Source organism: Synechococcus sp. WC10meta, from assembly GCF_047461475.1.
On sequence record NZ_JANSHF010000002.1, the window covers coordinates 43,850 to 66,912 of the forward strand.

Annotated in this window: 17 protein-coding genes; 9 read left to right on the forward strand and 8 right to left on the reverse strand. The window is 62.4% G+C overall.

The features are described from left to right. Window positions 1–240: 240 nt before the first annotated feature. Window positions 241–5,088 (forward strand): translocation/assembly module TamB domain-containing protein, encoded by a 4,848-nt coding sequence (locus NW804_RS01590; RefSeq protein ID WP_414422690.1) that lies wholly within the window; start codon window positions 241–243, stop codon window positions 5,086–5,088. A 120-nt stretch (window positions 5,089–5,208) separates the two neighbouring features. Here NW804_RS01590 and NW804_RS01595 read toward each other — a convergent pair whose 3' ends face one another. From NW804_RS01595 to NW804_RS01605, 3 genes are all read right to left on the reverse strand, one after another. After that, complete coding sequence (locus tag NW804_RS01595) at window positions 5,209–5,493, reverse strand: hypothetical protein (RefSeq protein ID WP_414410588.1); 285 nt, start codon at window positions 5,491–5,493, stop codon at window positions 5,209–5,211. A gap of 14 nt (window positions 5,494–5,507) precedes the next feature. Beyond that, window positions 5,508–6,344: a hypothetical protein gene (locus NW804_RS01600; RefSeq protein ID WP_414422691.1), complete on the reverse strand. Its 837-nt coding sequence runs from the start codon at window positions 6,342–6,344 to the stop codon at window positions 5,508–5,510. A 267-nt stretch (window positions 6,345–6,611) separates the two neighbouring features. Then, window positions 6,612–8,066, reverse strand: a complete 1,455-nt coding sequence (locus tag NW804_RS01605; protein ID WP_414422692.1) for a carotenoid oxygenase family protein — start codon at window positions 8,064–8,066, stop codon at window positions 6,612–6,614. 161 nt (window positions 8,067–8,227) lie between these two features. Here NW804_RS01605 and ffh point away from each other — a divergent pair, with 161 nt between their 5' ends. The 3 genes from ffh to recF all read left to right on the forward strand — a co-directional run bounded on the left by ffh (window position 8,228) and on the right by recF (window position 11,474). Then, a complete protein-coding gene (gene ffh, locus NW804_RS01610) occupies window positions 8,228–9,661 on the forward strand; it encodes a signal recognition particle protein (RefSeq protein WP_414406243.1) in 1,434 nt (477 codons plus the stop codon). 9 nt (window positions 9,662–9,670) lie between these two features. Beyond that, the gene (locus tag NW804_RS01615; RefSeq protein WP_414422693.1) at window positions 9,671–10,123 is read left to right on the forward strand and encodes a tRNA (cytidine(34)-2'-O)-methyltransferase; all 453 of its coding nucleotides are present in this window, start codon (window positions 9,671–9,673) and stop codon (window positions 10,121–10,123) included. A gap of 226 nt (window positions 10,124–10,349) precedes the next feature. Further along, window positions 10,350–11,474: a DNA replication/repair protein RecF gene (recF, locus tag NW804_RS01620; RefSeq protein WP_414393779.1), complete on the forward strand. Its 1,125-nt coding sequence runs from the start codon at window positions 10,350–10,352 to the stop codon at window positions 11,472–11,474. Here recF and NW804_RS01625 read toward each other — a convergent pair. Further along, complete coding sequence (locus NW804_RS01625) at window positions 11,471–13,030, reverse strand: YifB family Mg chelatase-like AAA ATPase (RefSeq protein WP_414420237.1); 1,560 nt, start codon at window positions 13,028–13,030, stop codon at window positions 11,471–11,473. The genes recF and NW804_RS01625 overlap by 4 nt on opposite strands. A 196-nt stretch (window positions 13,031–13,226) precedes the next feature. Here NW804_RS01625 and NW804_RS01630 point away from each other — a divergent pair, with 196 nt between their 5' ends. Continuing rightward, a complete protein-coding gene (locus NW804_RS01630; RefSeq protein WP_414422694.1) occupies window positions 13,227–15,083 on the forward strand; it encodes a peptidase M3 in 1,857 nt (618 codons plus the stop codon). 44 nt (window positions 15,084–15,127) lie between these two features. Beyond that, complete coding sequence (locus tag NW804_RS01635) at window positions 15,128–15,961, forward strand: DNA adenine methylase (protein ID WP_414422695.1); 834 nt, start codon at window positions 15,128–15,130, stop codon at window positions 15,959–15,961. A gap of 10 nt (window positions 15,962–15,971) precedes the next feature. Here NW804_RS01635 and NW804_RS01640 read toward each other — a convergent pair whose 3' ends face one another. Then, a complete protein-coding gene (locus tag NW804_RS01640; protein ID WP_414422696.1) occupies window positions 15,972–16,403 on the reverse strand; it encodes a hypothetical protein in 432 nt (143 codons plus the stop codon). A 186-nt stretch (window positions 16,404–16,589) separates the two neighbouring features. On the opposite strand from NW804_RS01640, the gene NW804_RS01645 reads away from it, so the two are divergent. After that, window positions 16,590–17,117, forward strand: coding sequence for an adenine phosphoribosyltransferase (locus NW804_RS01645; RefSeq protein ID WP_414346831.1), 528 nt, complete (start codon window positions 16,590–16,592; stop codon window positions 17,115–17,117). Between the two features lie 12 nt (window positions 17,118–17,129). Here the strand turns inward: NW804_RS01645 and NW804_RS01650 are convergent, their stop codons facing one another. The 3 genes from NW804_RS01650 to glyA all read right to left on the reverse strand — a co-directional run bounded on the left by NW804_RS01650 (window position 17,130) and on the right by glyA (window position 20,200). Beyond that, window positions 17,130–17,690, reverse strand: a complete 561-nt coding sequence (locus NW804_RS01650) for a hypothetical protein (RefSeq protein ID WP_414406246.1) — start codon at window positions 17,688–17,690, stop codon at window positions 17,130–17,132. 65 nt (window positions 17,691–17,755) lie between these two features. After that, window positions 17,756–18,850 (reverse strand): glycosyltransferase family 4 protein, encoded by a 1,095-nt coding sequence (locus NW804_RS01655; protein ID WP_414420241.1) that lies wholly within the window; start codon window positions 18,848–18,850, stop codon window positions 17,756–17,758. A gap of 24 nt (window positions 18,851–18,874) precedes the next feature. Then, a complete protein-coding gene (gene glyA, locus NW804_RS01660) occupies window positions 18,875–20,200 on the reverse strand; it encodes a serine hydroxymethyltransferase (RefSeq protein WP_414422697.1) in 1,326 nt (441 codons plus the stop codon). Between the two features lie 207 nt (window positions 20,201–20,407). Here glyA and psaM point away from each other — a divergent pair, with 207 nt between their 5' ends. Beyond that, window positions 20,408–20,500 carry a photosystem I reaction center subunit XII gene (psaM, locus tag NW804_RS01665; protein WP_414332959.1) on the forward strand — a complete coding sequence of 31 codons (93 nt, stop codon included), beginning with the start codon at window positions 20,408–20,410 and terminating at the stop codon, window positions 20,498–20,500. A 136-nt stretch (window positions 20,501–20,636) separates the two neighbouring features. Then, window positions 20,637–23,060, forward strand: coding sequence for an ATP-dependent DNA helicase RecG (gene recG / locus NW804_RS01670; RefSeq protein WP_414422698.1), 2,424 nt, complete (start codon window positions 20,637–20,639; stop codon window positions 23,058–23,060). The last annotated feature ends 3 nt before the right edge of the window (window positions 23,061–23,063 follow it).

Sequence of the window (23,063 nt, forward strand, 5' to 3'; positions counted from 1 at the left end):
ACTGCCCTGCCAGAGGGATCCCCCGGGCAAGCTGGGGGTGTAGACAAACCACCCGTGGGCCTCATTGTAGAGGGCTGGATCAAGCAATGTCCATGGGCAGGGGATTGCGGCTGGGAGTAGGGATTTCTTCTCTCTGGCCCCTCATGGCAAGCCAGGAGTCCTTGGGTAGGATGGGGGCAGCTTTGGCTATCCCCAAGGAGGGCTTCTCAAGGGGGGTGCTTTGGATCCTGAGGGTAGGTGTTGGGCGAAGAGCGACGCAACAAAGAGGGTGAAGTGCCGCAGCAACCCTTTCCCCTCTCCTACAAGACTTGGGCAAGGATAGGGGCGAGCCTGGGTTTGGGCTTGACGGCTGCCGCCTTTGGCGCTGCCTGGGGAACTGGCATCTACTTTCAGAACCAAGTGCTGCCCCAGGTGGAAGCTGCCCTCTCGCAGGCGATGCGCCGGCGGGTGGAATTGGGAGAGGTGAGGCTTGTGGCTCCCTGGGGAGTGCGGCTGGGAGAAAGCTTCATTGAACACTTGGCCAGCATTGGCTCTATTGACCTCAGCCCCGACTTCTGGACATGGCTACAAACCGGCGAGTGGGTGCTCAATGTTACCCTAAACCAGCCCCAGTTGCTGCTCATGGAAACGCTGGATCGCGGCTGGGCAGACGTGCAGTTTCAACTGCCTCAAGGGGAGGGATCCCTGCCCTTGCAGGGGTTGAACATCCGTTTGCGGGGGGGATCCCTGACGGCCATCCCCTTAGTAGGGGAGCGACGGCAGTTCGAGGGGCTGCAGGGCCAGGTGCAGGTGAGGCTGAGTGCCCTGCCGGGGGAGAAAGCCGGAGGACGAGCCAGTTTCCAGCTTTCGGCGGTCCTGCGCCCGCTGGCAGGTAGAGGGAGGTACCCTCTGCAGTTGCGGGGGGTGGCGGATTTTGCCCAGGTTTCTGGTTCGGTGACGGTTGCTGCTGCTCGCCTGCCTTTGGATCTGCTGCCCAGCATCTTGCCGGCAGCGCCTTGGGCGGAGGTGGAGGGGGAAGCCAGTCTAGCTCTGCAAGTCCTTTGGGGAGGAGAAGGGACGCCGTCCCGCTTGCACAAACGCCCTTTGGAGTTGACGGGGCAAGCCCAAGTTCAGCAGGCGCGGCTGAGGCTAGAGAGGTTGCCTCGTCCTTTTGAGGAGGTGAGGGGCTCTGTTCGCTTTACCCTGGAGGAGCTGGAACTGGAGGGGATAAGCGGCCGCTTTGGCCAGCTTGCTTTTGAAGATCTCAACGGCTCCATCGCCTTCAGCGACAAGGGGTTGGATCTGCAAGCCGCCATCGCCCCGGCCAGCCTGCAGCAAATCCAGGAGACTTTCAACTTCAAGCTGCCAGTGGCGGCAGAAGGGGTGGTGGCGGGATCCCTAGCGGTCACCGGCCCCCTGGAGGGGCCGCAGATCCAAGGGCAGTTGCAAGGGATCTCGCCAGGTCGGGTGGATCGCCTGCCGGTGCCGCAATATGCTTTTGGCTTCCGCTTGGCCGACCAGACCTTGGCCTTTGAGGCCATTGACTTGCAAGCTGCAGGCGGACGCCTCGAGGGATCCGGCCAACTGCAGTGGGCTGGCGGCTTGGCAGGCCAGTTGGATCTGCAGGTTACCGCGGCCGACGCGGGGCAGGTGCTGTCCCTCTACGGCGTCAACCTGCCACAGAGGGGCAAGCTGCCTTGGGCGGGGCGGGTAACTGCTCAGGCCCAGGTGGTGCTGGCAGGATCCCAGCCCCAGGTGGAGGCCACTTGGGAAATCCAGGGAGGGGAGCTCGCTGGAAGAGGAAAGCTGCAGATCCTGCCTGGCAGGGACAGCTGGGTGGTGGAGGTGCCCCAGGCAGTGTTGGCCGTAGGGGAGGGCCGGATCCAGGCGGCGGGGCGGTGGGAGGCAGGACAGCTCCAGGCGCAGGTGGTTCCTCAGGCTGTGCCGCTGGCATTTTTCAACCCACACTGGCCCGGATCCGTTTCTGGGGAGCTGACGGCGCAGGTGGATACAGGGGAGGCGGCGGAGGTGGGTCTCCTGGCGGCGCTGCGGGCCCAGGGATCCCTGACCCTGTCGCGGCTTGGGGAGGAAAATGGGCTAGTTGACTCCATTAGAGGCCAGGTGGCCTGGGATGGCAGGGGCTTGGCAATCCGAGCAGCAGAAGTCTTGGCCGACACCACCCGCTTGGGCAGAGTAGAGGGGCGCATCCTCGCGGATCCGCAGACCTTGCAGGTGGGGTCTCTAGATCTCAACTTTGCCGCTGACGGGATCCCCCTAGCCAAAGTGCCCGGCTTGCCGCCGAGGGTGGCAGGAGTGCTGCAGGGATCGGGGCGGCTCCGCGGATCTCTGGACAACCTGCAGGTGGCCGGCGAGGCCAAGGTGCGCGGCTTGCGGGTGGGAGAGGTGGCCTTTGCTGACTTGGCCGGGCCCTTTCAGGGGTCTAGCCAGGGGATGACAGTGGAGCTGAAGGGGACGCGGGAGCGGCTGGCGCTGCAGTTGGATCCCCAGTTTCGGCCCTTGCAGTTCGAGCTGCAGCTGGGCGAGGGGGAACTGCGCGGCCAACGCCACCAAGGTAAGCTTCAGGTGGCGGCGAACCGCTTGCCGCTGGCTCTGCTGGGGGGAGTGGCTGCTGGGCCGTGGGCCAGTCTGCAGGGGAGCCTCGATGGGGAGGTGACCGTTGACCTGGCAAGCGGCGCTACCCGAGGACGGGCAGCGGTGGCAGATCTGCGGCTAGGGGGGATCGAAGCCCAGGGCCTCTCCGTGGATTTCGCTTACCGTCCTGGAGACAGCTCCAGCCCCTCTTGCCTGACCATTGCCCAAGCCCAACTGGAGTTGTTCAAGAGCACCTACACCGCCAGCGGCACCCTGGAGCTGCCGGCGGCCTCCTTCCAGGCTGCTTTGAAGCCCGCCTCGGCGCTTCCCGTTCCGCAAATTGACCTGCAGATCCGCACCCGCCAGGGTCGCCTGGAAGATATTGTCTCTGCCTTTAAGTGGCGGCAGTGGCAAGACCTCACCACCCGCGGCCTGCAATTGCCCCCGCTAGGCCCTGCTGCCGTGCTAGAGACAGAGCCGGTTGGCCTGCCCGGTTCTCCCCTGCTGCAGCAATTGGAGCACTACGCCCAGGTCCTGGCCGCCCACCTGGAGGCCTTGGCCAGCCGCATGGATCCCCGCATCCCGCCACCCACCAGCTTGCAAGGAGAATTCCAGGCCAGCCTCAGCTTGGTTGGCAGTCTCGACCAGCCCAGCGTCAGTTTTCACCTGGAGGGCTGGAATTGGCAAGCAGAGGAGTTTGGGGTCGAAAGCCTCACCGCTGTCGGCAGCCTAGTCGAGGGGGCGGTGGTGCTACAGCCGCTGCTGTTGCGCAGTGGGGAACGCCAAGCCCTTTTCACCGGCAAGTTGGGCCTGGAGGAGCAGTCGGGATCCCTGCAAATTCAGGGGTTTCCTCTGGCTTTGCTGGATCGCTTCTTGCCCGAGGGGCTGGAACTCCAAGGGGATCTCAACTTGGATGTGGAACTAGCGGGCAACCTGCGGGATCCCCGGGCCCGCGGCTCCCTGACGGTGGTGAACGCCCGGATCCACCAGGTGCCGCTGCGGGAGGTGAAGGGGCAATTTGACTACAACCAGGGTCAACTGCGTCTGGAGGGTGCTCTCCTAGCCAACAGCGACGAGCCAATCCGCCTTTCCGGCCTGGTGCCCTACACCCTGCCCTTTGCCCAAGTGCGGGCTGTCTCGGATCAGATCGACCTTACCCTGCAAGCCAAGAAGGACGGCCTGCGCCTAATCAACCTCTTCACCGACCAGGTGCGCTGGGAAGGTGGCCAAAGCCAACTGGAGCTGGCCATCCGCGGCACCTTGCAAGAGCCTAGCCTGCAGGGAAACCTCAACCTCAGCTCCGGGATCCTCAAGCTGGCTGCCCTGCCGGAGCCTATCACCAACCTGACCGGCCAAATTGTCTTTAACCTCAACCAATTGGAGGTGCGGGAGCTACAGGGACAGGTAGGGGGCGGATCCCTGGTGGCTCGAGGGGTTTTGCCTGTCAACTCTCGCGGCGCCCTGCAGATGGACGAAACCTCGCCACCCCTAACGCTGCAACTGCAAGGGATCCAGCTCAACCTGCCCAATCTCTACACCGGCCGCTTGGAAGGCAGCGTATTGGTGGAAGGCTTGCTCTTGCGTCCTTTGCTCGAGGGTCGTCTAGAGGCCTCCAATGGGATTATCGAGGTCAGCCCCCGCCAAGCGGCAGCTCCCGCCGACTCGACTCAGGCAGATCCCTTCTGGCAGCCGCGGCTGAACGGGCTGGAGCTGGTCTTAGGGCCCGGGATCCGCGTGCAGCGCCCCAACCTGTTTGAATTCAACGCCACCGGCAGCTTGCGCCTGTTCGGCACCCCCTCAGATCTCCGCCCGGCGGGCACTATCGCCCTGGAGCGAGGCCGCGTCAGCCTGCCCATTGCCAACTTTCGCCTGGATCGCTCCCGCCCCAACACCGCCACCTTTGACCTGGACAACCCCTTCGATCCTTTCCTCAACCTGCGTCTGGTGACCCAAGCCTTCGAGGTCTACCGCTTTCCCCAGGAGCTGTCTCCCTTCGACACCAACCGCAACCTGCCGGGATCCCAGCAGAGCATCGAGATCTGGGCCACCGTCAACGGGCGGGCCAGCCAGCTTGCGGCTGCGGATCCCCGCAACGGGGTTTTGACGCTTTCTAGCAGTCCCAGCAGATCCCCAGAAGAGATCGTCGCCCTGCTAGGAGGAACAGCTTTGGCCCGACTCAACCCAGAAGCAGGGGTGGCCGGGCTGGCGGGAACGGCCCTACTCAACGATGTGGTGGAAACGCTGGGGGACACCCTTGGCTTGGATGAGGTTCGCCTCAGCCCCGTTCCCCCAGTTGACACCCGTGCTCCCAGACGCTCCTCGGTGGGCCTGGTCCTGGAAGTAGCCCGCGATCTGGGGCCGACCACTTCCGTCTCCGTGCAACGCAACCTGACGGATCCCTTGCAGCCCACCCGCTACAGCGCCCGCTACCGCCTCAGCGACCAAACCCTCACCCGCGCCAGCACCGACTTCCAGGGCAACAACACCCTTTCCATCGAGTTTGAGACCCGATTTTAAACCTACTAGAAGAAACGGACGTGCTAAGTTGCTAGCTTGTTTCGTTGGCGAGGTTGCCCAGGGTGCCACAAAGCTGCTCCGCAGCACTGTCCCGAAGGAGGGCTAGAGGAAAGCCCTAACTCACTCTTCTTCTGGCAACTTGGGAGGAGGCTCGTTCCACTTAGGCTCGTCCAGGATAGCTTTTTTGGTTTGTTTGAGTTGTTTCCACAGCTTTTTAATTTGGCGGTAGGCTTCTTCTGGGGTAATCTTGCCCCCTGTCTCTAAGCTACAAATTAGGGACACCTTATGGCTGAATTCTTGTAAATTGGCATCAAAAACCAAGTTCTGCGGCTTGACCTCGCCCCAGTAGGGGTAGCGGGGGGAGATGAATTCATCTTTGCTGGGAGGAGGGTTTGACTCTGTCATGGCGAAGGTAGAAACTATGGACGTTTCTTCTTAGTGGGCTTGGGAGGTTTGGCTGCCTTGGCGGGATCCAGCGGCAGGCCAGGCTGACTGGGGAGCGGTTGTTGCGCGCGCCTTGGGGCGCTGGGAGGTTTCTTCTTGGGTTTGGAAGGGGAAGTTGAACGTTTTGCCTGGGGCTGTGGCCGCTCTCTGGGCACAGGGCCAATAGGAGTTGCCAACTCTATGTAGAGCTGGGAGCCGCGGCGGCGCGCCTGCAGATCCCAGAAGATACCTACTCCTTTGCCTGGCAGGGATCCAAGGAGGCGCAACTTAAAAGCCTGGGGCGCTGCCGGCAAAGCAGAGCCTGCTTGCTGCTGGCCCCCCGGACTAGCTACTTGCTGGTTGCTGGAGCTAGCGGCTGGCAGGGGATGAGTAGGGGAGGGCAACTGGGGATGGGAGCGGCGAATTTTGACGATGATGAACCCTCTCTCCTGGGATTGAAAAACGACCTCGCCGCGAATGGAAAACCAGTCCGGCACCACCCTTGGGCAGGAGCCCTCAGGCAGGGTTTGCCCCATCTCCTCTGGGGCCCAGACTCCCATCAGCTGGACGTGGAGATTTTGGCCTTTGTCGCGGGTGCGGGGATAGACCACCCACAGGTAGTTGCGCTCCGGCCTTAGGTGCTTGCGCACTAGGCTCATCACCCGGCCCAGGAGGACAGCATGGATATCCAGACCATCTGAGGTGCGCAAAACCCCCCGCGTAAAGCGATCTGGGGAAGGAATATACTGACCCTCAATGAGGCCAATGGCCCGATACTGCATCACTTCCCCTGGGGGAGGGATGGGCTCTAGGCAGGGTCGCTGTCTTGCCACCGTTGCTTTTTCTCCCGACGTGGCGGCATCACCTAAGTTGAAGAAGGTAGAGGCTACTCCCCCCTCTGAGACCGGCAGATTGCTAACGCCAACCGTTGCTTCTAGTCCAGAGGAGCTCTTTGGCTCTGCGACTGGGCTTAGCCCATGGAGGGAAGATTCCAGACCAGAGGACATTCTGACACCCTCCCCCCCGAAGAGAAGTTTGGCCCCTAGCCCCACACCTCCGCCGACCATTATAGCCTCACACCTGCTGGGGCGGACAGGGCTCTACCTCTTGTCCGGCTCAGCCCAGAGGCAGGGGGTAAAGCTGCCGTGAAGGCCATAGGGAAGGTGATGCCGCAAGGGGATCCGGGCCACTGGACCGGCTGCCAGGTTAGCGGCTTCTAGGATCGCCACCTGCGAGCGCTGACTAGCTGCATCAAAGACCACTGTTACCACCCATCCGGATTCCTCCGCAGCGTCTTCGGGATCGGGGATGAATACCGGCTCTCCCACGAAGCCGCGGGGGGCAAAGCTGTACTGCTCGCTGCGGCCTGTTGCGGTGTCTAGCTTGAGGATGGCCTGCAGGGGTGCGTTGGGGCCGGGAGCATGGGTAGCGCCAACATAGAGGTAGCGGTGGGGTCGGCCAACGCAAGCCGGGTGGATAGCCGGGAACTCCACCGAACGATCCAGAAGCAGCTCCCGCTTGACTTTGCCTGCCTTGGGATCCAGCTCAAACCGCCACAGCTTGCCCGCTGGCACCTGGGCAAAGTCAATCTGCAGGTAGTCGGCTCCGGGCTCCAGGGCGGGGTAGGTCTCGTAGAGGATGGCATCGACTAGGACCTTTTCCCCTACCTCGTAGCCGTTGACAAAGTGAAAGACAAACCCCGGCTCCGTTTCCAGCTGCAGCGGCTTTTCCTTGGGAGGAAATAGCCAGATACGGGTAGGCTCCCCTTTTTTAAGGGTCAGGCAAGTGCCGGCTGGCTGCAGGCCCAGCATGTAGGGCCAGGGGTTGAAGGCCACAGGATTTTGGAAGAAGATCCAGTGGCGGGGCGTCCAGACAAAGTCGTGCAAAAAGGCAAAATCTGGCAGGCGGTAGTCCCACTTTTCCACCAGCCGCCCTTGGGGGTCAATGCGGTAGAATAGAAGCGTAGAAGGGGGGCCCGTCCGCACCCCAAAGGCCAGGAGATCTCCGGTTTCTGGATGGCGGCGGGGATGGGCTGTAAATGGCTGATTAGGAGCAAGGGCACCGCCAAAGGTCTCGACCCCCTCGGTGGCCAAGGTGGCTGGGTCTAGGCGGTAGGGAGCGCTGGCTTCCCAAAGGGCTAGGAGCTTGCCGCCGTGGTAGATGACGTTAGTATTGGCCGGATTTTTAAAGCGCAAATCGAGAAAATTGGCCCACCAGCCTCCTGGCTTCTGGGTGCCGAACACGCCGCGGTAGAGGACTCGGCCAGCTTTTTCCTCTGCCTCAAACTCCGGTGTGCGCACAAACCGGTTGCGGAAATGCACCCGCCCTCCCACAAAGGTGATGGCGCAGACCATGCCGTCGCCGTCGAAGGGATGGCCATAGCGCTGGGATCCCGCTTCCAGCTTGCCGGGCCCGTTGCGAAAGAGGGTTCCCTGCAGTCTTTTGGGGATCCGCCCCTCGATCTCCGTTACCCAGTAGTCGTACTCCTGGCGCAAAGAGCGATAGCCCAACTGCCAGTCGGAGATGCTGTAGGAGCAAGAAGCAACGCTGACCATGGCCAGTCTGCAAGCGACGCCTTCTATTGTTGCTTAAACTTTCGTAAAGTCGCTAGCCTTCCTCGGCCTAGGTAGCCGCTGGGGCCGGGATCCCCAAGCTGGAGCGGCTCCAACTGGACTATGGTAGGAAATGCCCTAGCAGCCCTTGACCAACAGCACCCATGTTTGATGTCCTTGCCGAAAAGTTGGAACTGGCCTGGAGAAAGCTGCGCGGCCAGGACAGGATCACCGAAACCAACATCCAAGAAGCCCTGCGGGAAGTGCGGCGCGCCCTACTGGAGGCCGATGTCAACCTGCAGGTGGTCAAGCAGTTCATCGAGGAGGTGCGGCAGGCAGCCCTGGGCGCTGAGGTGATCCCGGGGGTAACGCCGGATCAGCAGTTTATCAAGATTGTCTACGACGAGCTGGTGAAGGTAATGGGGGAGGCCAACGTGCCCCTTGCCCAGGCGGAGCACCCCCCCACCATTGTGCTCATGGTTGGCTTGCAGGGATCTGGCAAAACCACTACTTGCGCCAAGCTGGCTTTGTATTTGCGCAAGCAAGGCAAAAAGCCGCTGCTGGTGGCAGGCGACATTTACCGTCCAGCGGCCATCGACCAGCTCAAGAGCCTGGGCCAGCAGATCCAGATCCCTGTCTTCGAGCTGGGCAAGACGGATCCGGTCGAGATTGCCCGCCAGGGGGTGGCAGCTGCGCGGGGACAGGGCTACGACTACGTTATTTTGGATACCGCCGGTCGCCTCCAGATCGACCTGGAGATGATGGCAGAGCTGGAGCAGATCAAGGCCGCGGTGCAGCCCCACGAGATCCTGCTGGTGGTGGACGCCATGATGGGGCAGGAGGCGGCCAACCTCACCCAGGCCTTCCACGAGCGGCTGGGCCTTACCGGCGCCATCCTCACCAAGCTGGACGGCGATACCCGCGGCGGGGCAGCTCTTTCCATTCGCCAGGTTTCCGGCCAGCCCATTAAGTTTATCGGGGTTGGCGAAAAGGTGGAGGCCTTGGATCCCTTTTACCCGGATCGCATGGCCTCGCGCATCCTGGGCATGGGGGATATTCTCAGCTTGGTGGAAAAAGCCCAGGAGGAAATCGACCTGGGAGATGCCGCCGCCATGGCGGAAAAGATGATGACCGCCCAGTTCGATTTCAACGATTTTCTCAAGCAAATGCGCCTCATCAAGCGCATGGGGTCTCTAGCCAGCTTGCTGCGGCTAGTGCCGGGAATGAGCAAAATTAGCGACGAGCAGCTGCAAAAAGGCCAAGAGCAACTAGCCCGGGCGGAGGCCATGATCAACTCCATGACGCCAGAGGAGCGGCGCAACCCAGATCTGCTGGCCCGCAGCGTCAGCCGTAAGCGGCGGGTAGCCCTGGGCTCTGGCCACAAGCTGGAGGATGTCAGCCGCCTGGTGAGCGATTTCCAGCGCATGCGCGACATGATGCGCTCCATGAGCATGGGCGGCTTTCCGGGCATGCTGGGCGGACGGGGCCCGCTGCCGGCAGGTGGCCCCCAATGGCGAGGGCGTTCGCAGTCCAGCCGCAAGCCAGACAAAGGGGGGGGCAAAAAGGGGGGCAACAGCCGCGGCTTTGGCAGCAAGTGAGCTGAGCCTATGCCTTTCCACGTCGTCTTGGTGGCTCCGGAGATCCCGGCCAACACCGGCAACATCGCCCGCACCTGTGCCGCTACCCGCACGCCCCTCCACCTTGTGGATCCCTTGGGGTTTCGCCTCTCGGATCGCTACCTCAGGCGGGCGGGGCTAGACTACTGGGAGCACGTCCAACTGCATCGCTACCCCTCTTGGGAGGCCCTGGTGCAAGCCCACCCCGAGGCAAGATTTTGGTGCTTTAGCGTGCGCGGCAAGGCCCTCTACACCGAGGTGTCCTATCAACCCGGAGACTGGCTGGTGTTTGGCAGCGAAAGCCGGGGCTTGGATCCCATGTTCTTGGAAACCTATCCCAGCGTGCACATCCCCTTGAGCGGGCCGGTGCGCAGCCTTAACCTCAGCAATGCAGTCGCCATTGCCCTCTTTGAAGCCCTGCGCCAACAGGGATTTCCCGCCTAAACTTGACAGCCCTACGCCTGCCGCAACAAGCTGCACCTGCTCCAACCCCTGGTTCACTAGCTGACGCAGCTCTAGTGACTGGACTTGGCAGCTGTTGCGTCCAGGAGCCCAGCTTTCTCGGTCAGCCCCTCCTTTGCTGAAGCCGGGTGCTCCTGGTCCTAGGCTATGCGTTAAAGTGGAAGCCCTCCTTGGCGAGGGCCGTTCCCCCAAGCCAAAGGCGCACCAAGTGTACCTATGTTTCCTCCATCTGTGGCACTTTCGCAACTACCGGGATCAAGGGATCCCCTTCGAGGCACCCAAGACCATCCTGGTGGGGGAAAACGCCCAGGGCAAGACGAACCTCTTGGAGGCAGTGGAGCTCTTGGCCACCTTGCGCTCGCGGCGGGCCGGTCGCGATCGGGAGATGGTGCAGCAGGGGGAAGAGAAGGCGCGGATTGCCGCCACCGTGGAGCGGCTAGGGGTAGCCCACGAGCTGGTGATGGAGCTACGCAGCCAAGGGGGACGCTCCCTGAAGGTTAACGGCCAGGCGCTACGGCGACAATCTGAGTTCTTAGGGCAAGTGAATGCGGTGGTCTTCTCCAGCCTGGATCTGGAGCTGGTGCGAGGGGGGCCAGAGGCGCGGCGCAACTGGTTGGATGGGGTGTTGCTGCAGCTGGAGCCGGCCTACCTTGGCCTGGTGGAGCAGTATCGCCAGATCCTCAAGCAGCGCAATGCCCTCCTAAAACAGGATCCCGCTGCTGCCAGCGACAGGGACTTGCAGATGGCCTTCTGGGACGCTCAGCTAGCCACCAGTGGCAGTCGCATCATGCGCCGCCGCGCCCGGCTGTTGCAGCGTCTGGAGCCGCTAGCCGCCCACTGGCACCAAGTCATCAGCGGTGGTCGGGAGACTCTCAGCCTCGCCTACCGTCCGCAGGTGCCTTTGCTGGATCCCCAGGCCAATCCCGAAGGGGTTCAAGCCCAGTTGTTGGCGGAGATCCGTGCCAAGGCCGCTGCCGAACGGGCCCTGGGCACCTCTCTAGTCGGCCCTCACCGAGACGAGGTGGAGCTAAGCCTCGACGGACAGCTTGCCCGCGCCTACGGATCCCAGGGGCAACAGCGCACCTTGGTCTTGGCCCTCAAACTGGCGGAGCTGGAGCTGATCGAGCAGGTGAAGGGGGATCCGCCCTTGCTGCTGTTGGACGACGTGCTGGCGGAGCTGGACCTGCACCGCCAAAACCAGCTCTTGGAGGCCATTCAAGAGCGGGTGCAAACTTTGGTAACCACCACCCACCTGGGCTCCTTCGACGCCGCTTGGCTCAAGGGAGCGCAAATCCTGCAAGTGCACAAGGGGCAAATTTCTCCCTCCCCTTAGCTTAAAGCAGGCCGGCCGCGGTCCAGGCTGCGATACTGAATGGCTTCGGCGATGTGGGTGGGGGCAATGGCCTCGGCACCCTCTAGATCGGCGATGGTGCGGGCCACCTTGAGGATGCGGTCGCTCCCCCGGGCAGAGAGGCCCAGCTTTTGGATGGCGCTCTCGAGGAGCTTGCGACAGGGATCCGAGAGAGCACACCACTGCCGCAGGTGGCGGGGCTGCATCTGGGCGTTGCAGTGGATCCCGGGCTCGTCCTGGAAGCGCTGCCGTTGACGCTGCCGCGCCTGTTCCACCCGCTGCCGCACCGCTTGGGACGACTCGCCACCCTGAAGGCGGACAATTTCTTCCGGCTTGAGGCGGTTGACCCACACCTGCAAATCAATGCGATCTAGCAGAGGGCCGGAGAGCTTCGACCAGTAGCGCTCCCGCTGTTGCGGCGTGCAGGTGCAAGGCTGAACAGGATCCCCGTAGAAGCCGCAGGGACAGGGGTTGGTGGAGGCCACCAGGGTGGTTTGGGCGGGAAACTCCAGGGAAAGGCGGGCGCGGGAGATGGTAACCTTGCCGTCTTCCAGGGGCTGGCGCAGCACCTCCAAAACCTCGCGGCGGAATTCCGTCAGTTCGTCCAAGTACAAGACACCGTGGTGAGCCAGGGAAATCTCGCCAGGCTTGGGGTAGGGGCCACCGCCCACCAGCGCCACTGCCGAGGCCGAATGGTGGGGAGCACGGAAGGGCCGCTGGGCGATCAGGGGGGTTTGGCCTCCCAGGTGCAGGTTTTGCCGCAGCAGGCCAGCTGCTGAGTAGATGCGGGTGATCTCCAACATTTCCTCCCACTGCAGCCGAGGCAAAATGCCGGGCAGACGACGCGCCAGCATGGTCTTGCCCGCTCCTGGGCTGCCCACCAGCAGCAGGTTGTGCCCGCCGGCTGCCGCAATCTCCAAGGCCCGTCGGGCCTGTTCTTGCCCCTTCACATCGGCCAAATCCAACAGGGGTTCTGGTTCAGTTGCTAGCAGCTGCTCCGGCTGGATCCGCAGCGGCTCAACCCCCTGGGGGTTTTGCAGCCAGCTCACCACCGCCGCTAAGGAGGGCAGCCCGTACACCTGGATCCCTTGCACCAAAGCCCCCTCTGGGCCATTCTCCTGGGGCACCACCAGGCGGCGGATCCCCATCTCAGCGGCACCGGCGGCAATGGGCAGGATTCCGGCCACGGGTCGCAAGGTGCCATCCAGGGCCAATTCCCCCACCAGCAGGGTGTTGGCCAGCGCTTCTTTCTCGATGACCCCGGCAGCAGCCAGAATGCCGATGGCGATGGGAAGATCAAAGCTGGGGCCCTCTTTGCGCAGATCGGCGGGAGCCAAGTTGACGATGATCCGCCGCTGCGGCAGGGCAAAGCCGGAGTTCTTGATGGCCGCCCGCACCCGCTCTTTGGCCTCCTGAACGGCTGTGTCTGGCAGCCCCACTAGGATAATCTGGGGCAAGCCACCGCCCACATCCACCTCCACCGTGACCCGCACGGCCTTGAGTCCCAGGAGAGCAGCAGCAGTGACCTGAGCAAACAAAGGCGTCGCCTCCTCCGGAAAGCTTTTCCACCGAATGATTGTCTCCCGACACCTATCCTGGAGGAAGTACATTGGCTTGTGCAGGCTTATTCCTGGGAAGCGGTGACTCTAGAGTTGACTGGGATCAGAGGCTACTGGGTCTGCTCAGCCGCCAAGCCACGGAGGGGTTGCCCCCATCTCTAGGAGGCTGGTGCCAGTGGTCTCTTCTGCTGCTGAACCCCCTTTTGAGCGTTTCTCCAGCTCTGGGCAAGAAGGCGCCCCAGCCTGGAAGGACCTGGAGGAGCAGGTGCAGGAGTTTGCCCGCTGCTACCGGGGGCAGGTGGCCCAGCTCAGCCCACCAGAGCTGGGGAAGGCGCTGCAAGTCTTGTCGCAGCTAACGCAAGCTCTGGCGGCTCAGCTTGCGGAGGGCAGGGAAGGGATCCCGGCTACCTCTGTTCAGATCCCAAGCTGGCGGGATCTGGAGCGGGCTATCTCCCTGCAAAGCCACTTGCTGTTTTTCTCCCTAGAGCTACAGTCGCTGTTGGCTGGTTCCCCCGACGACTCTGCCGCCGAGTTGCCGCCAGAGGATGGGCGCTTGGATCTTTTAGCTGCTGCCCATGTCGAGCCGCGGCTACGCCCCTTTCGTCAGTTTCTGTGTGGCCTCCTCCACCAGCGGGGTCACCGACAGGCGGAGCCTCTAGAGCGCTTACTGCACCAGCAGCGCCTGGCTGGACGCTTGGCCTGGCGGCAGTTGTGGCAAGTCACCCTCAGCTCCCTCGGCGACCAGGGCCTGTTGCCTCCCCAACAGCAGTCAGCTAACACCCTCGCCCACCTCCAGAACCTGCAAACCCATCCCAGTGCCGAGGTTCGCTGGGCGGCCTACCAGCGCTTGTGCCACCATCTGGAAGCCCATGCGGAGCTGGGAGGGTTTATTCTCAGCATCCTAGTTCGCGACCACCTCTGGGAGGCCCAGTGGCGGGGCTACGATTCTGCTGCCGACCTTTACCTGGCTCGCCACGGCCTCAGCCAGCCCTTTTGGGAACATCTGCTGGACGGGATCCACGATCGCTTCGACCTGTTCCAGCGCTACTACCGCCTGAAAAGCCGCGCCATGAGCCGCTCCATTCGCCTCTGCGACCTCTACGCACCCTGGGGGGAGCCCGTCCCACCTCTTGCTGCTGCCGAAGCCACCTCCCTGGTCTGGGCAGCCCTGCAAGAGTTCTGCCCTGAGTGCGCGGCCCACGCCAAACCCTGGCTACTGGAAGTCAGCTCCGAACGGGAGGCACCCCCTGGCGATCCAGAGAGGCCATGGCCAGGAAGTGAACCCCTTGCCTCCCTGCTGCAAGCCCTTGAAGCCCTCAGCCGGCGGCTCCGGCCTGAGGAGCCTCGAGTTTGGCTGGATCTGGAGGAGCTGCAGGGATCTGTCCAGCCCTCCTGGGAAATTCGGGTGCATACCGCGTTTTTACAGCAGGTGCTGCTAGACTACCTGCTTGGAGCGGCACGGGGTACACCGGCGCCACCCCCTCTTCGAAATCGTGCAAGCGGGCTGGAGGTCTTTACCTTGGCCCAGGCCCTCTTGATTCACCACCTGGAGGCGCAGTTACAGGCCGTGTTTTACCAGAGCCTAATTGCCCGGCTGGAGCTGCTCCTCTACCGCTCGGAGAACACCGCTCCACTAGCTTCCTCCAAGGCCAGCCCTACCTCCTGGGTCGGCGAAGAGTGGCTAAAGCTGATCCAGGAGCTGTGCGGCGATGCGGTGGAGCTGTTGCCGGAAGACCAGTTCTGCTGGGTGGGGATGCCGGAGCTGTTTCTGCGACCCTTCAGCGCCCCTCAGGTCAGCCTGGCCAGCCTAGTGGCCCTGGCCTGCCACCGCCAGTATCATCTGTCTCCGCGTACCTTTTTGCCCCGCTACCTAAATTGGCTGGCTAGCCCCCCTGGATCCCTGACTTGGGGAGAATCGGCCCAGTTGCTCCAGGTGGACTTGAGCGAGCCGGAGGAGGTGTTGCAGGGGTTGGAGGAACTGGAGCATTGGATCGAGGTGCTGGAAGAGCTGCTGGAAGAGAATCAAAACTAGGGGACTGCGGCCAGCTGGCCTTTGGCGTAGCCGGAAGGAGCTCCTTGCAGAGGGGGAGGGAGCACCTCAAAGCCCGCCCCTTCCTCAAGTGGGCAGGAGGGAAATGGGGGCTGCTAAGCCAGTACGAGCCCTTCTTCCCCCGCGACTGGGGCACTTATCATGAGCCCTTTTTGGGTGGCGGGGCGGTGTTTTTCCACCTGGCCCAGGTTTACCCTGAGCGGGGTTTTGTGCTATCCGACATCAACGCTGACTTGGTCAACGCCTACTGCTGTGTGAGGGATCGGGTGGAGGAGGTGGTGGCACTGCTAGCCTACCACCAGGCCCACCACAGCCGCGACTACTACTACGCCCTGCGGGCATCCAAGCCAGTTGACCCTGTCCAGCGGGCGGCGCGGCTAATTTACCTCAACAAAACTTGCTACAACGGGCTTTACCGGGAAAACGCCAGCGGCGAGTTCAACGTACCCCTGGGCCGCTACCGCAACCCGCGCATTTGTGATGCCGACAACTTGCGGGCTGCTAGCCGTGTCCTGCAACGGGCTAAGATCTTGGTGCAGTCGTTTGAGCAGGTGTTGGAGCGGGCCCAGCCCGGCGATTTTGTTTATTTGGATCCGCCCTACTACCCGGTTTCAGAAACCAGCAGCTTTACCGCCTATAGTCAGTACGCCTTTGGCCAAGCGGAGCAGATCCGCTTGCGAGAAGTTTTTGGGATCCTGGCCGACCGAGGCGTGCACGTGCTGCTGTCCAACTCAGACTGCACTTTTGTGCGAGAGCTGTACAGGGGCTATCCTATCCACACCATCGTGGCCAGCCGCGCCATCAACTGCCACGGCCGCAAGCGGGGTCCCGTCACCGAGGTGCTGGTCTTGTCAAGGTAGCCGGCCCTAGCTACTCGATCACCACATTCTTGGGCCCGCCATTGGGGCGCTCCTGGTTGAAATTGGCCAAAAAGGTATCCGGATCTCGGAGGCTGAAGACCAGCTTTTTGCAGGGTACTTGCAGCCCCAGCGGCCCTACCAAGGGAATGAAAAGCATCTTTTCCTGGAGCAGCGGAATGGCAATCACCCCCTGGGTGCTGGTTACCGCGCCAACCAGTCCCTGGAAATCGGTGCGCACGCCCAGGCCGTAGAACCAGGGCCAAGAGAAGCGCTCCCCGCGTCCCAGCTCGCTTAGAGAAAAGGTTTCGTTGAACAAGTTGCCCGCCCGCACTACTAGCTTGTCCTGGAGCAGGTCAACGTAGGCCGACTCACTGCCTACCCCAAACAGCGCCAGGGGCAAACTTGCCAGGGGGTTGGAGTCAATGGCCATGTAATAGCGCATGGGAAATCTCCAAGGTCAGGAACAAAAAGCATGAGCCGCGGCCCCTAGCCTTGCAATTATAATCTCCGGCCTTGCCAGCTTGGCCAAAAGGAAACCCGTTCGCTAAGGCTCTGAGCGGCTATGATGGGTTGCTGGGAGCGGCCTTCTACACCCTTTGAGCTGGCCACTGCTAAGCCAGGAGAACTCATGGATCTGCGCCCCCTTGTCCGCCTAGTGCCCGATTTTCCCAAGCCCGGGATCCTCTTTCGCGACATAACCCCCTTGCTGCAGAATCCAGCGGGCTTTCGGGCCGCTATCGAACAGTTGGCCGCCGGCACTGCCACCATGGGATCCCTAGATTACGTGGTGGGCATTGAGTCGCGAGGGTTTATTTTGGGGGCTGCCTTGGCCCAACACCTGGGTTTGGGGTTTGTCCCCGTTCGCAAGCGCGGCAAACTGCCGCCGCCAGTGCTCAGCCAAACCTACACGCTGGAGTATGGCCAAGACGAGCTCCAACTACAAGCCCACGCCCTGCGCCCTGGCAATCGGGTGGTGATTGTCGATGACGTCTTGGCAACTGGCGGCACCGCCGCTGCCACAGCTGAACTGGTGGCTCAGAGTGGCGCCCAGGTAGGCGGGTTTGCTTTTCTAATCGAGCTAGCTTTCTTGTCGGGCCGCAAGCTTCTTCCTCCACAAATCCCAACCCACGTGCTGATGGTGGAAGACTCCAACTGAGGGATTTGCCCCTCACCGCAGGCGTAGCGGCTGGCGGACGGCTACTTCTGTTGCCTTAGCTTTGGGCAGAGGTTGAGTCAAGGGGCTGAGCTGAGCCTGGGCCTGCAGTTGCTCCTCAATCCAGTCGGCCAGCTCCCGCATGTAGAGGGCCACGTGGGGGGCGTAGTCGCGCCGCAGCGGCTCTACCCCTTTTTCGGCCAGGCGGGCCAGGATGACCGGATCGCTTAGCTCTTCCAGGGCGGCAAAGTCTTCTGGCTGGTCAAACCCCAGCTCTGCCATCTTTTCAAACACATATCCCAGCCGTAGGCCCGTAGCCTCGCAGTGGGAAGGATCCCTCGCGACATAGGCAGCGGTGCGGTAGGCCGTTTGGGCAATGGAGCGCCAGGTGCCGCGGTGGATGTGCAGGCTAAGCTGCTGCTGATCCCAGCCCAGGGCTTCCCGCACCAAAAGGCCACAATTGCAGCGGGTGCTATCCCGCCAGCAGTACTCGCGATCCCAAAAACCCCAGTGCTGAGCTTGCAGGCGATCGGCGGTGCGGCGCAAAAGGGCTGCCAGCTCCGGTGTAGGACGCATTGGTCAAGGCGGCAGACGGGATCCCCTCCAGTCTAGGCAGGCAGGCGGCTGGGAACAAGCCGAGCTTAATCCTTTTTTGAGTTGATTGGCTCTGCTTGAGCTTCGGAATCCTCAGAAGACTGTTGCCGCTGGCGATGCCGTTGCCAAGCTCCCCAAGCCACCCCCGCCAACACCAGCGAGGCCCCGCCCAGATAGGTGCCCCCTGCCGGCAAGCCCGCCAAGGCCAGGGCCAGGGATCCCCCCCAGAGGGTCATGGCGTAAATCAGCAGCACCGAATGCCGCTGGGACAGGCCAGCCTTGAGCAGGCGATGGTGCAAGTGGCCCTTGTCGGGATGGAAAGGGGATTTGCCTCTGGCCAAGCGCTTGAGGATCACAGCAGACATATCCAGAATCGGCACGGCCAGGATAAAAAACGGCAGAGTCACCGCCAGGGTGGTCACCCCCTTGGCCACCCCAATGACCCCGATCCCGGCCAGGGTAAAGCCGAGAAAGTAGGCTCCCCCATCCCCCATGAAGATCTGCGCCGGGTTAAAGTTGTAGCGCAAAAACCCCAGACAAGCCCCCCCTAAGGCTGCCGCCAGCATGGCTGCCGCCGGCCGATCCAAGAGCAGGGTTACCATCAGCATCACGACTGCCGCGATCCCCGACACCCCTGCCGCCAAGCCATCCAGCCCGTCCATAAAGTTGATGGCATTGGCCATCCCCACCAGCCACAGCAAGGTAATCACTAGGCTCAGCCATGCAGGGAACGGCCAGATGCCGATCCGCGGCAGGTTGATAAATTCGATGCGCACCCCCACTCCCCAAGCCGCCGCAGCCACTCCAAATTGCATCGCCAGGCGCGAAAAAGGCGACAACTGAAACAGATCATCCGCCAAGCCAATTAGGAAAAACAAAACGCCGCCAATCGTCACCCCCCAGATCTCGTACTCCTGCTCGGGGCGCAGGCCGGCAAAGGCTCCGGCTCCCCAAAGCACAAGCAGCGCCACCAGGTTGCCGAAAAAGATGGAGACCCCCCCCAGGCGCACCATCGGCTGCCGGTGGATCTTGCGCTCGTCAGGAAAATCCAACTGGCCGCTGCGGATCCCGACCGCCTTCACCACCGGGGTTGCCCACAAGACCACACAGGCAGCAGCGAGAAAGGCAACCAAGTAGGGCATGGCAGGCCGTAGCGAGGATGGCGGTTATCCCAAGTGAGGGTAGAGCGGAAAACGGCGGCAGAGCTGAGCAACCCGCTGACGACAGTCTTCAAGAACGCCTGGATCCTCCGGTCGGAACAGGCAATCGGCAATGATCTCCCCGATTTCCTCGAATTCTGCCGGCCCTAGGCCGCGGGTGGTCAAGGCCGGGGATCCCAGACGCAGGCCGCTGGCCACAAGGGGCGGCTGCGGATCGAAGGGGATGGCGTTTTTGTTGGCGGTGATGTGGATCTCGTCCATCAGGCGATCCGCCCGCTTGCCCGTCATCACGGGATCTGCTGCCCCGTTTTTCTCCAGCACCGCCGAGACCGAGCGCAGGTCCAACAACATCAGGTGGTTGTCGGTGCCCCCCGAAACCAAGCGGATGCCACGCCGCTGCAGAGTCGCCGCCAGCGCCTGGGCATTGGCGATTACCTGGGCTGAGTACTGGGCAAAGCTAGGCTGCAGCGCTTCCCCAAAGGCCACCGCCTTGCCGGCAATGACATGCTCTAGCGGCCCACCCTGGCTGCCGGGGAACACCGCCTTGTCCAGCTTTTTGCCCAGTTCCGGGTCGCGGGTGAGAATCAGGCCCCCGCGTGGCCCCCGCAGCGTCTTGTGGGTAGTGGTAGTTACCACATCGCAGATGGGCACGGGGTTGGGGTGGTGCCCAGTGGCCACCAGGCCGGCAATGTGGGCGATATCTGCCATCAGATAGGCCCCCACCTCGTCGGCAATAGCACGGAAAGCGGCAAAGTCAATGACCCGAGGATAGGCCGAATAGCCGCAGATGATGAGCTTGGGCCGGTGCTGCAGGGCCAGATCCCGCACCTGGTCAAAATCGATTCGCTCCGTCTTGGGATCCACCCCATAGTGCACCACGCGGAACCACTTGCCGGAGACATTGACTGGCGAGCCATGGGTAAGGTGGCCACCGTGGGCGAGATCCATGCCCATGATCGTGTCTCCCGGCTGCAGCAGGGCCAGGAAAACGGCAAAGTTGGCCTGGGCGCCGGAGTGAGGCTGCACATTGGCGTGGGCTGCTCCAAACAGTTGCTTGGCGCGGTCGATGGCCAGTTGTTCGATCTCGTCGATAAACTCGCAGCCACCGTAGTAGCGCTTGCCGGGCAGCCCCTCGGCGTACTTGTTGGTGAGCACCGATCCCTGGACCGCCAGGACAGCCGGCGAGGTGAAGTTCTCGCTGGCGATCATCTCCAGGTGATCCCGCTGCCGGTTCAGCTCCTGCTGAATCAGGCGGTAAACGAGGGGATCCGTTTCCGCCAAGATGGCCAGGTTGTCCCGGGGAGTGGTCAAGCTTTGGGGAGCGGCTACCATGGTGACACCAAAAGCAAACGTTGCCAACAAAAAAAGCCCAGCAGCGCCCTGCCGTCGCAACAGTCCTACGGAGCAACATCGTAACACAGGGGGGCTAGACCAGGGGATCCCCAGGGGCCAGGGGAGGCTTTGTAAAGAATGTTTTTCGGCCCTGGGTCTGGCCGCTGGCCAAGGTAAAGTGGGGGGCAGGGTTTTAGGGAGTTGGCTATGACCGACGCACAGGTTTTCACCATCCTGGCCATTGCCCTAGTGCCGGCAGTGATGGCCGTGCTCCTGGGATCCGCCCTGGCTCGCAGCTAGTTTCTAGCAAAAGGCTGCTCTGCAGGACCTACCCCTGGGTAGGCCCTTTTTAGTGGTCAAATGGGTGAGTGTTGCTATTGGCTAAAGTTGGATAAGAGATACTACCAGCAGCCAGCCCGGAAGCAGCTTGACCCAGGTGGATCTCCAGCGAGTTCAGCGCGCCCTTTCTCTAGAAGCAGAGGTGGGGTTTACCGACCTGCGAGGGAGAGAGCAAACCTTTTCCCAGTTTTTGCAAAGCATCTTTGGTCAAGATCCGCCTTCCCACTGGAGCCTGGATGGGGATGACCGACGGCGCTGGCGGGAGCTGGGATCCCGCTATCGCCTCTACCCCCAGCTAGAGCTGTCGGAGCGGCAGCACCTGGTGGCAGAAACCCGTCGCTGGCTGGAGCGTCTCCGGCGGCAGCAAGAACAAGCCCACTCCGCCCCACCCAGCCCTGCTTTGCCCCCGCCCAAGGGCCTCAGCTTGGAGCAGCCGCTGCAATTTCTCAAAGGCATTGGCCCCAAGTCGGCGGAGAAGCTGGCGCAACTGGGCCTGCATACTGTGCGCGATGCCCTCTACTACTTCCCCCGGGATCACCTGGACTATTCTCGCCGGGTGCCCATTCGCCAGGCCAAGGTGGGGGAGACGGTCACCCTGGTGGGGACGGTGAAAAGCTGCAGCTGCTTCACCAGCCCCAAGAACCCCTTGCTGACCATTTTGAACCTCAAGATTGCCGACAAAAGCGGCATAGTCACCCTCAGCCGCTTCTACAGCGGGCGGCAATTTGCCCAGCGCAGTTGGCAGGCAGCCCTAGAGCGGCAATACCCCAAGGGAGCAGTGGTGGCGGCCAGTGGCTTGGTGAAGAAAGGCCGCTTTGGCCTGACGCTGGATAACCCGCAACTGGAGGTGCTGGGGGGAGAGGGCGAGGATCCGGACAAGCTGGGCAAGATCCTGCCCGTTTACCCGCTCTCAGAAGGGATCCCCGCCGATCTGGTGCGCAAGGCCGTCCAGCTTGCCCTGCCAGCAGCCGCCTTGGTGGAGGATCCCTTGCCAGAGAACCTGAAGCGGCAGTTGCAGCTTTTGGACTTGCCCCTTGCCCTGCAGCAGATTCACTTTCCTGAAACGCGAGAGCTGCTGGCCCAAGCCCGGCGGCGGCTGGTGTTCGACGAGTTTTTCTATCTGCAACTTAGCCTCTTGCAGCGGCGGCAGCGCTACCGCGCCCAAGCTCAGGCTGTACCTCGCTACCAGCCGGCCAGAGGGGAGCTCTTGGATCGCTTCTACCAGATCCTGCCCTTCCAGCTTACTGCGGGCCAGCAGCGGGCCATCGATGAGATCCTGGCGGATCTGCGGGATCCCTTGCCCATGAACCGCCTGCTGCAGGGGGACGTGGGATCCGGCAAAACCGTGGTGGCGGTGGCGGCCTTGCTGGCAGCCATTCAATCCGGCTGGCAGACGGCCCTCATGGCCCCCACCGAAGTCCTGGCCGAGCAGCACTACCGCAAACTGGTGGAGTGGCTCAGCCAACTGCAAGTGCCCGTTGAACTCTTGACTGGCTCCACACCCCCCGCCAAGCGGCGCGAGATCCTGCGGCAGTTGCAAACCGGGGAGCTGCCCCTGGTAGTCGGCACCCATGCCCTCATCCAGCCGGCGGTGCAGTTTCGCAACCTGGGCTTAGTAGTCATCGACGAGCAGCACCGTTTTGGGGTAGAGCAGCGGGCTGCCCTGCAACAAAAAGGGGATCACCCCGATGTCCTGACCATGACAGCCACGCCCATCCCCCGCACCCTCACCCTGGCCCTGCACGGGGATCTGGACGTAACCCAGATTGACGAGTTGCCCCCGGGGCGCAAGCCGGTGCATACGGTGGTAGCTCGACCGGGGGATCGCCTGCAGGTGGTGCGGCTTATCGAGCGGGAAATTGCCCAGGGGCGGCAGGCCTACGTGGTGCTGCCTTTGATTGAGGAGTCGGAGAAGCTGGATCTCAAGTCGGCCATCGAAGAGCACCAGCGCCTGCAGGAGAAAGTCTTCCCCCAGTTCCGGGTGGGCCTGCTGCACGGGCGCCTGAGCAGCAGCGAGAAAGAGGCGGTTATCGAGGCCTTTCGCCGGCGGGAGCTGGATATTCTTGTTTCCACCACGGTGGTGGAGGTGGGGGTGGATGTGCCCAATGCCTCGGTGATGCTGGTGGAGCATGCCGAGCGCTTTGGCCTCTCCCAGCTCCACCAACTGCGGGGACGAGTAGGACGGGGCTCCGACCAGGCCTATTGCATCCTCATGACCTCCTCCGAAAGCGAAGAGGCCCTGCGCCGCCTCAAAGTCCTAGAGCAGTCCCACGATGGCTTTTTCATTGCCGAGATGGACCTGCGCTTCCGGGGCCCAGGGGAAGTGATGGGCACCCGCCAGTCGGGGCTGCCCGACTTTGCCCTGGCCAGCCTCATGGACGACCAAGAGGTGCTGCAGTTGGCCCGCCAGGCGGCAGAGCAGCTGATTGCCCAAGACCCTGAGCTGCAGCAGTGGCCCCGCCTGCGCCACATACTGGAAGAACGCCAGGCCCGCCTTCTAGGGCCAGCTTTGTTGACTTAGCCT

Coding starts and splice junctions, on each gene's coding strand:
- NW804_RS01595 (WP_414410588.1), bottom strand. CDS start 5,493: ATGACAGAGTCAAACCCTCCTCCCAGCAAAGATGAATTCATCTCCCCC.
- NW804_RS01605 (WP_414422692.1), bottom strand. CDS start 8,066: ATGGTCAGCGTTGCTTCTTGCTCCTACAGCATCTCCGACTGGCAGTTG.
- ffh (WP_414406243.1), top strand. CDS start 8,228: ATGTTTGATGTCCTTGCCGAAAAGTTGGAACTGGCCTGGAGAAAGCTG.
- NW804_RS01615 (WP_414422693.1), top strand. CDS start 9,671: ATGCCTTTCCACGTCGTCTTGGTGGCTCCGGAGATCCCGGCCAACACC.
- NW804_RS01640 (WP_414422696.1), bottom strand. CDS start 16,403: ATGCGCTATTACATGGCCATTGACTCCAACCCCCTGGCAAGTTTGCCC.
- NW804_RS01645 (WP_414346831.1), top strand. CDS start 16,590: ATGGATCTGCGCCCCCTTGTCCGCCTAGTGCCCGATTTTCCCAAGCCC.
- NW804_RS01650 (WP_414406246.1), bottom strand. CDS start 17,690: ATGCGTCCTACACCGGAGCTGGCAGCCCTTTTGCGCCGCACCGCCGAT.
- NW804_RS01655 (WP_414420241.1), bottom strand. CDS start 18,850: ATGCCCTACTTGGTTGCCTTTCTCGCTGCTGCCTGTGTGGTCTTGTGG.
- glyA (WP_414422697.1), bottom strand. CDS start 20,200: ATGGTAGCCGCTCCCCAAAGCTTGACCACTCCCCGGGACAACCTGGCC.
- psaM (WP_414332959.1), top strand. CDS start 20,408: ATGACCGACGCACAGGTTTTCACCATCCTGGCCATTGCCCTAGTGCCG.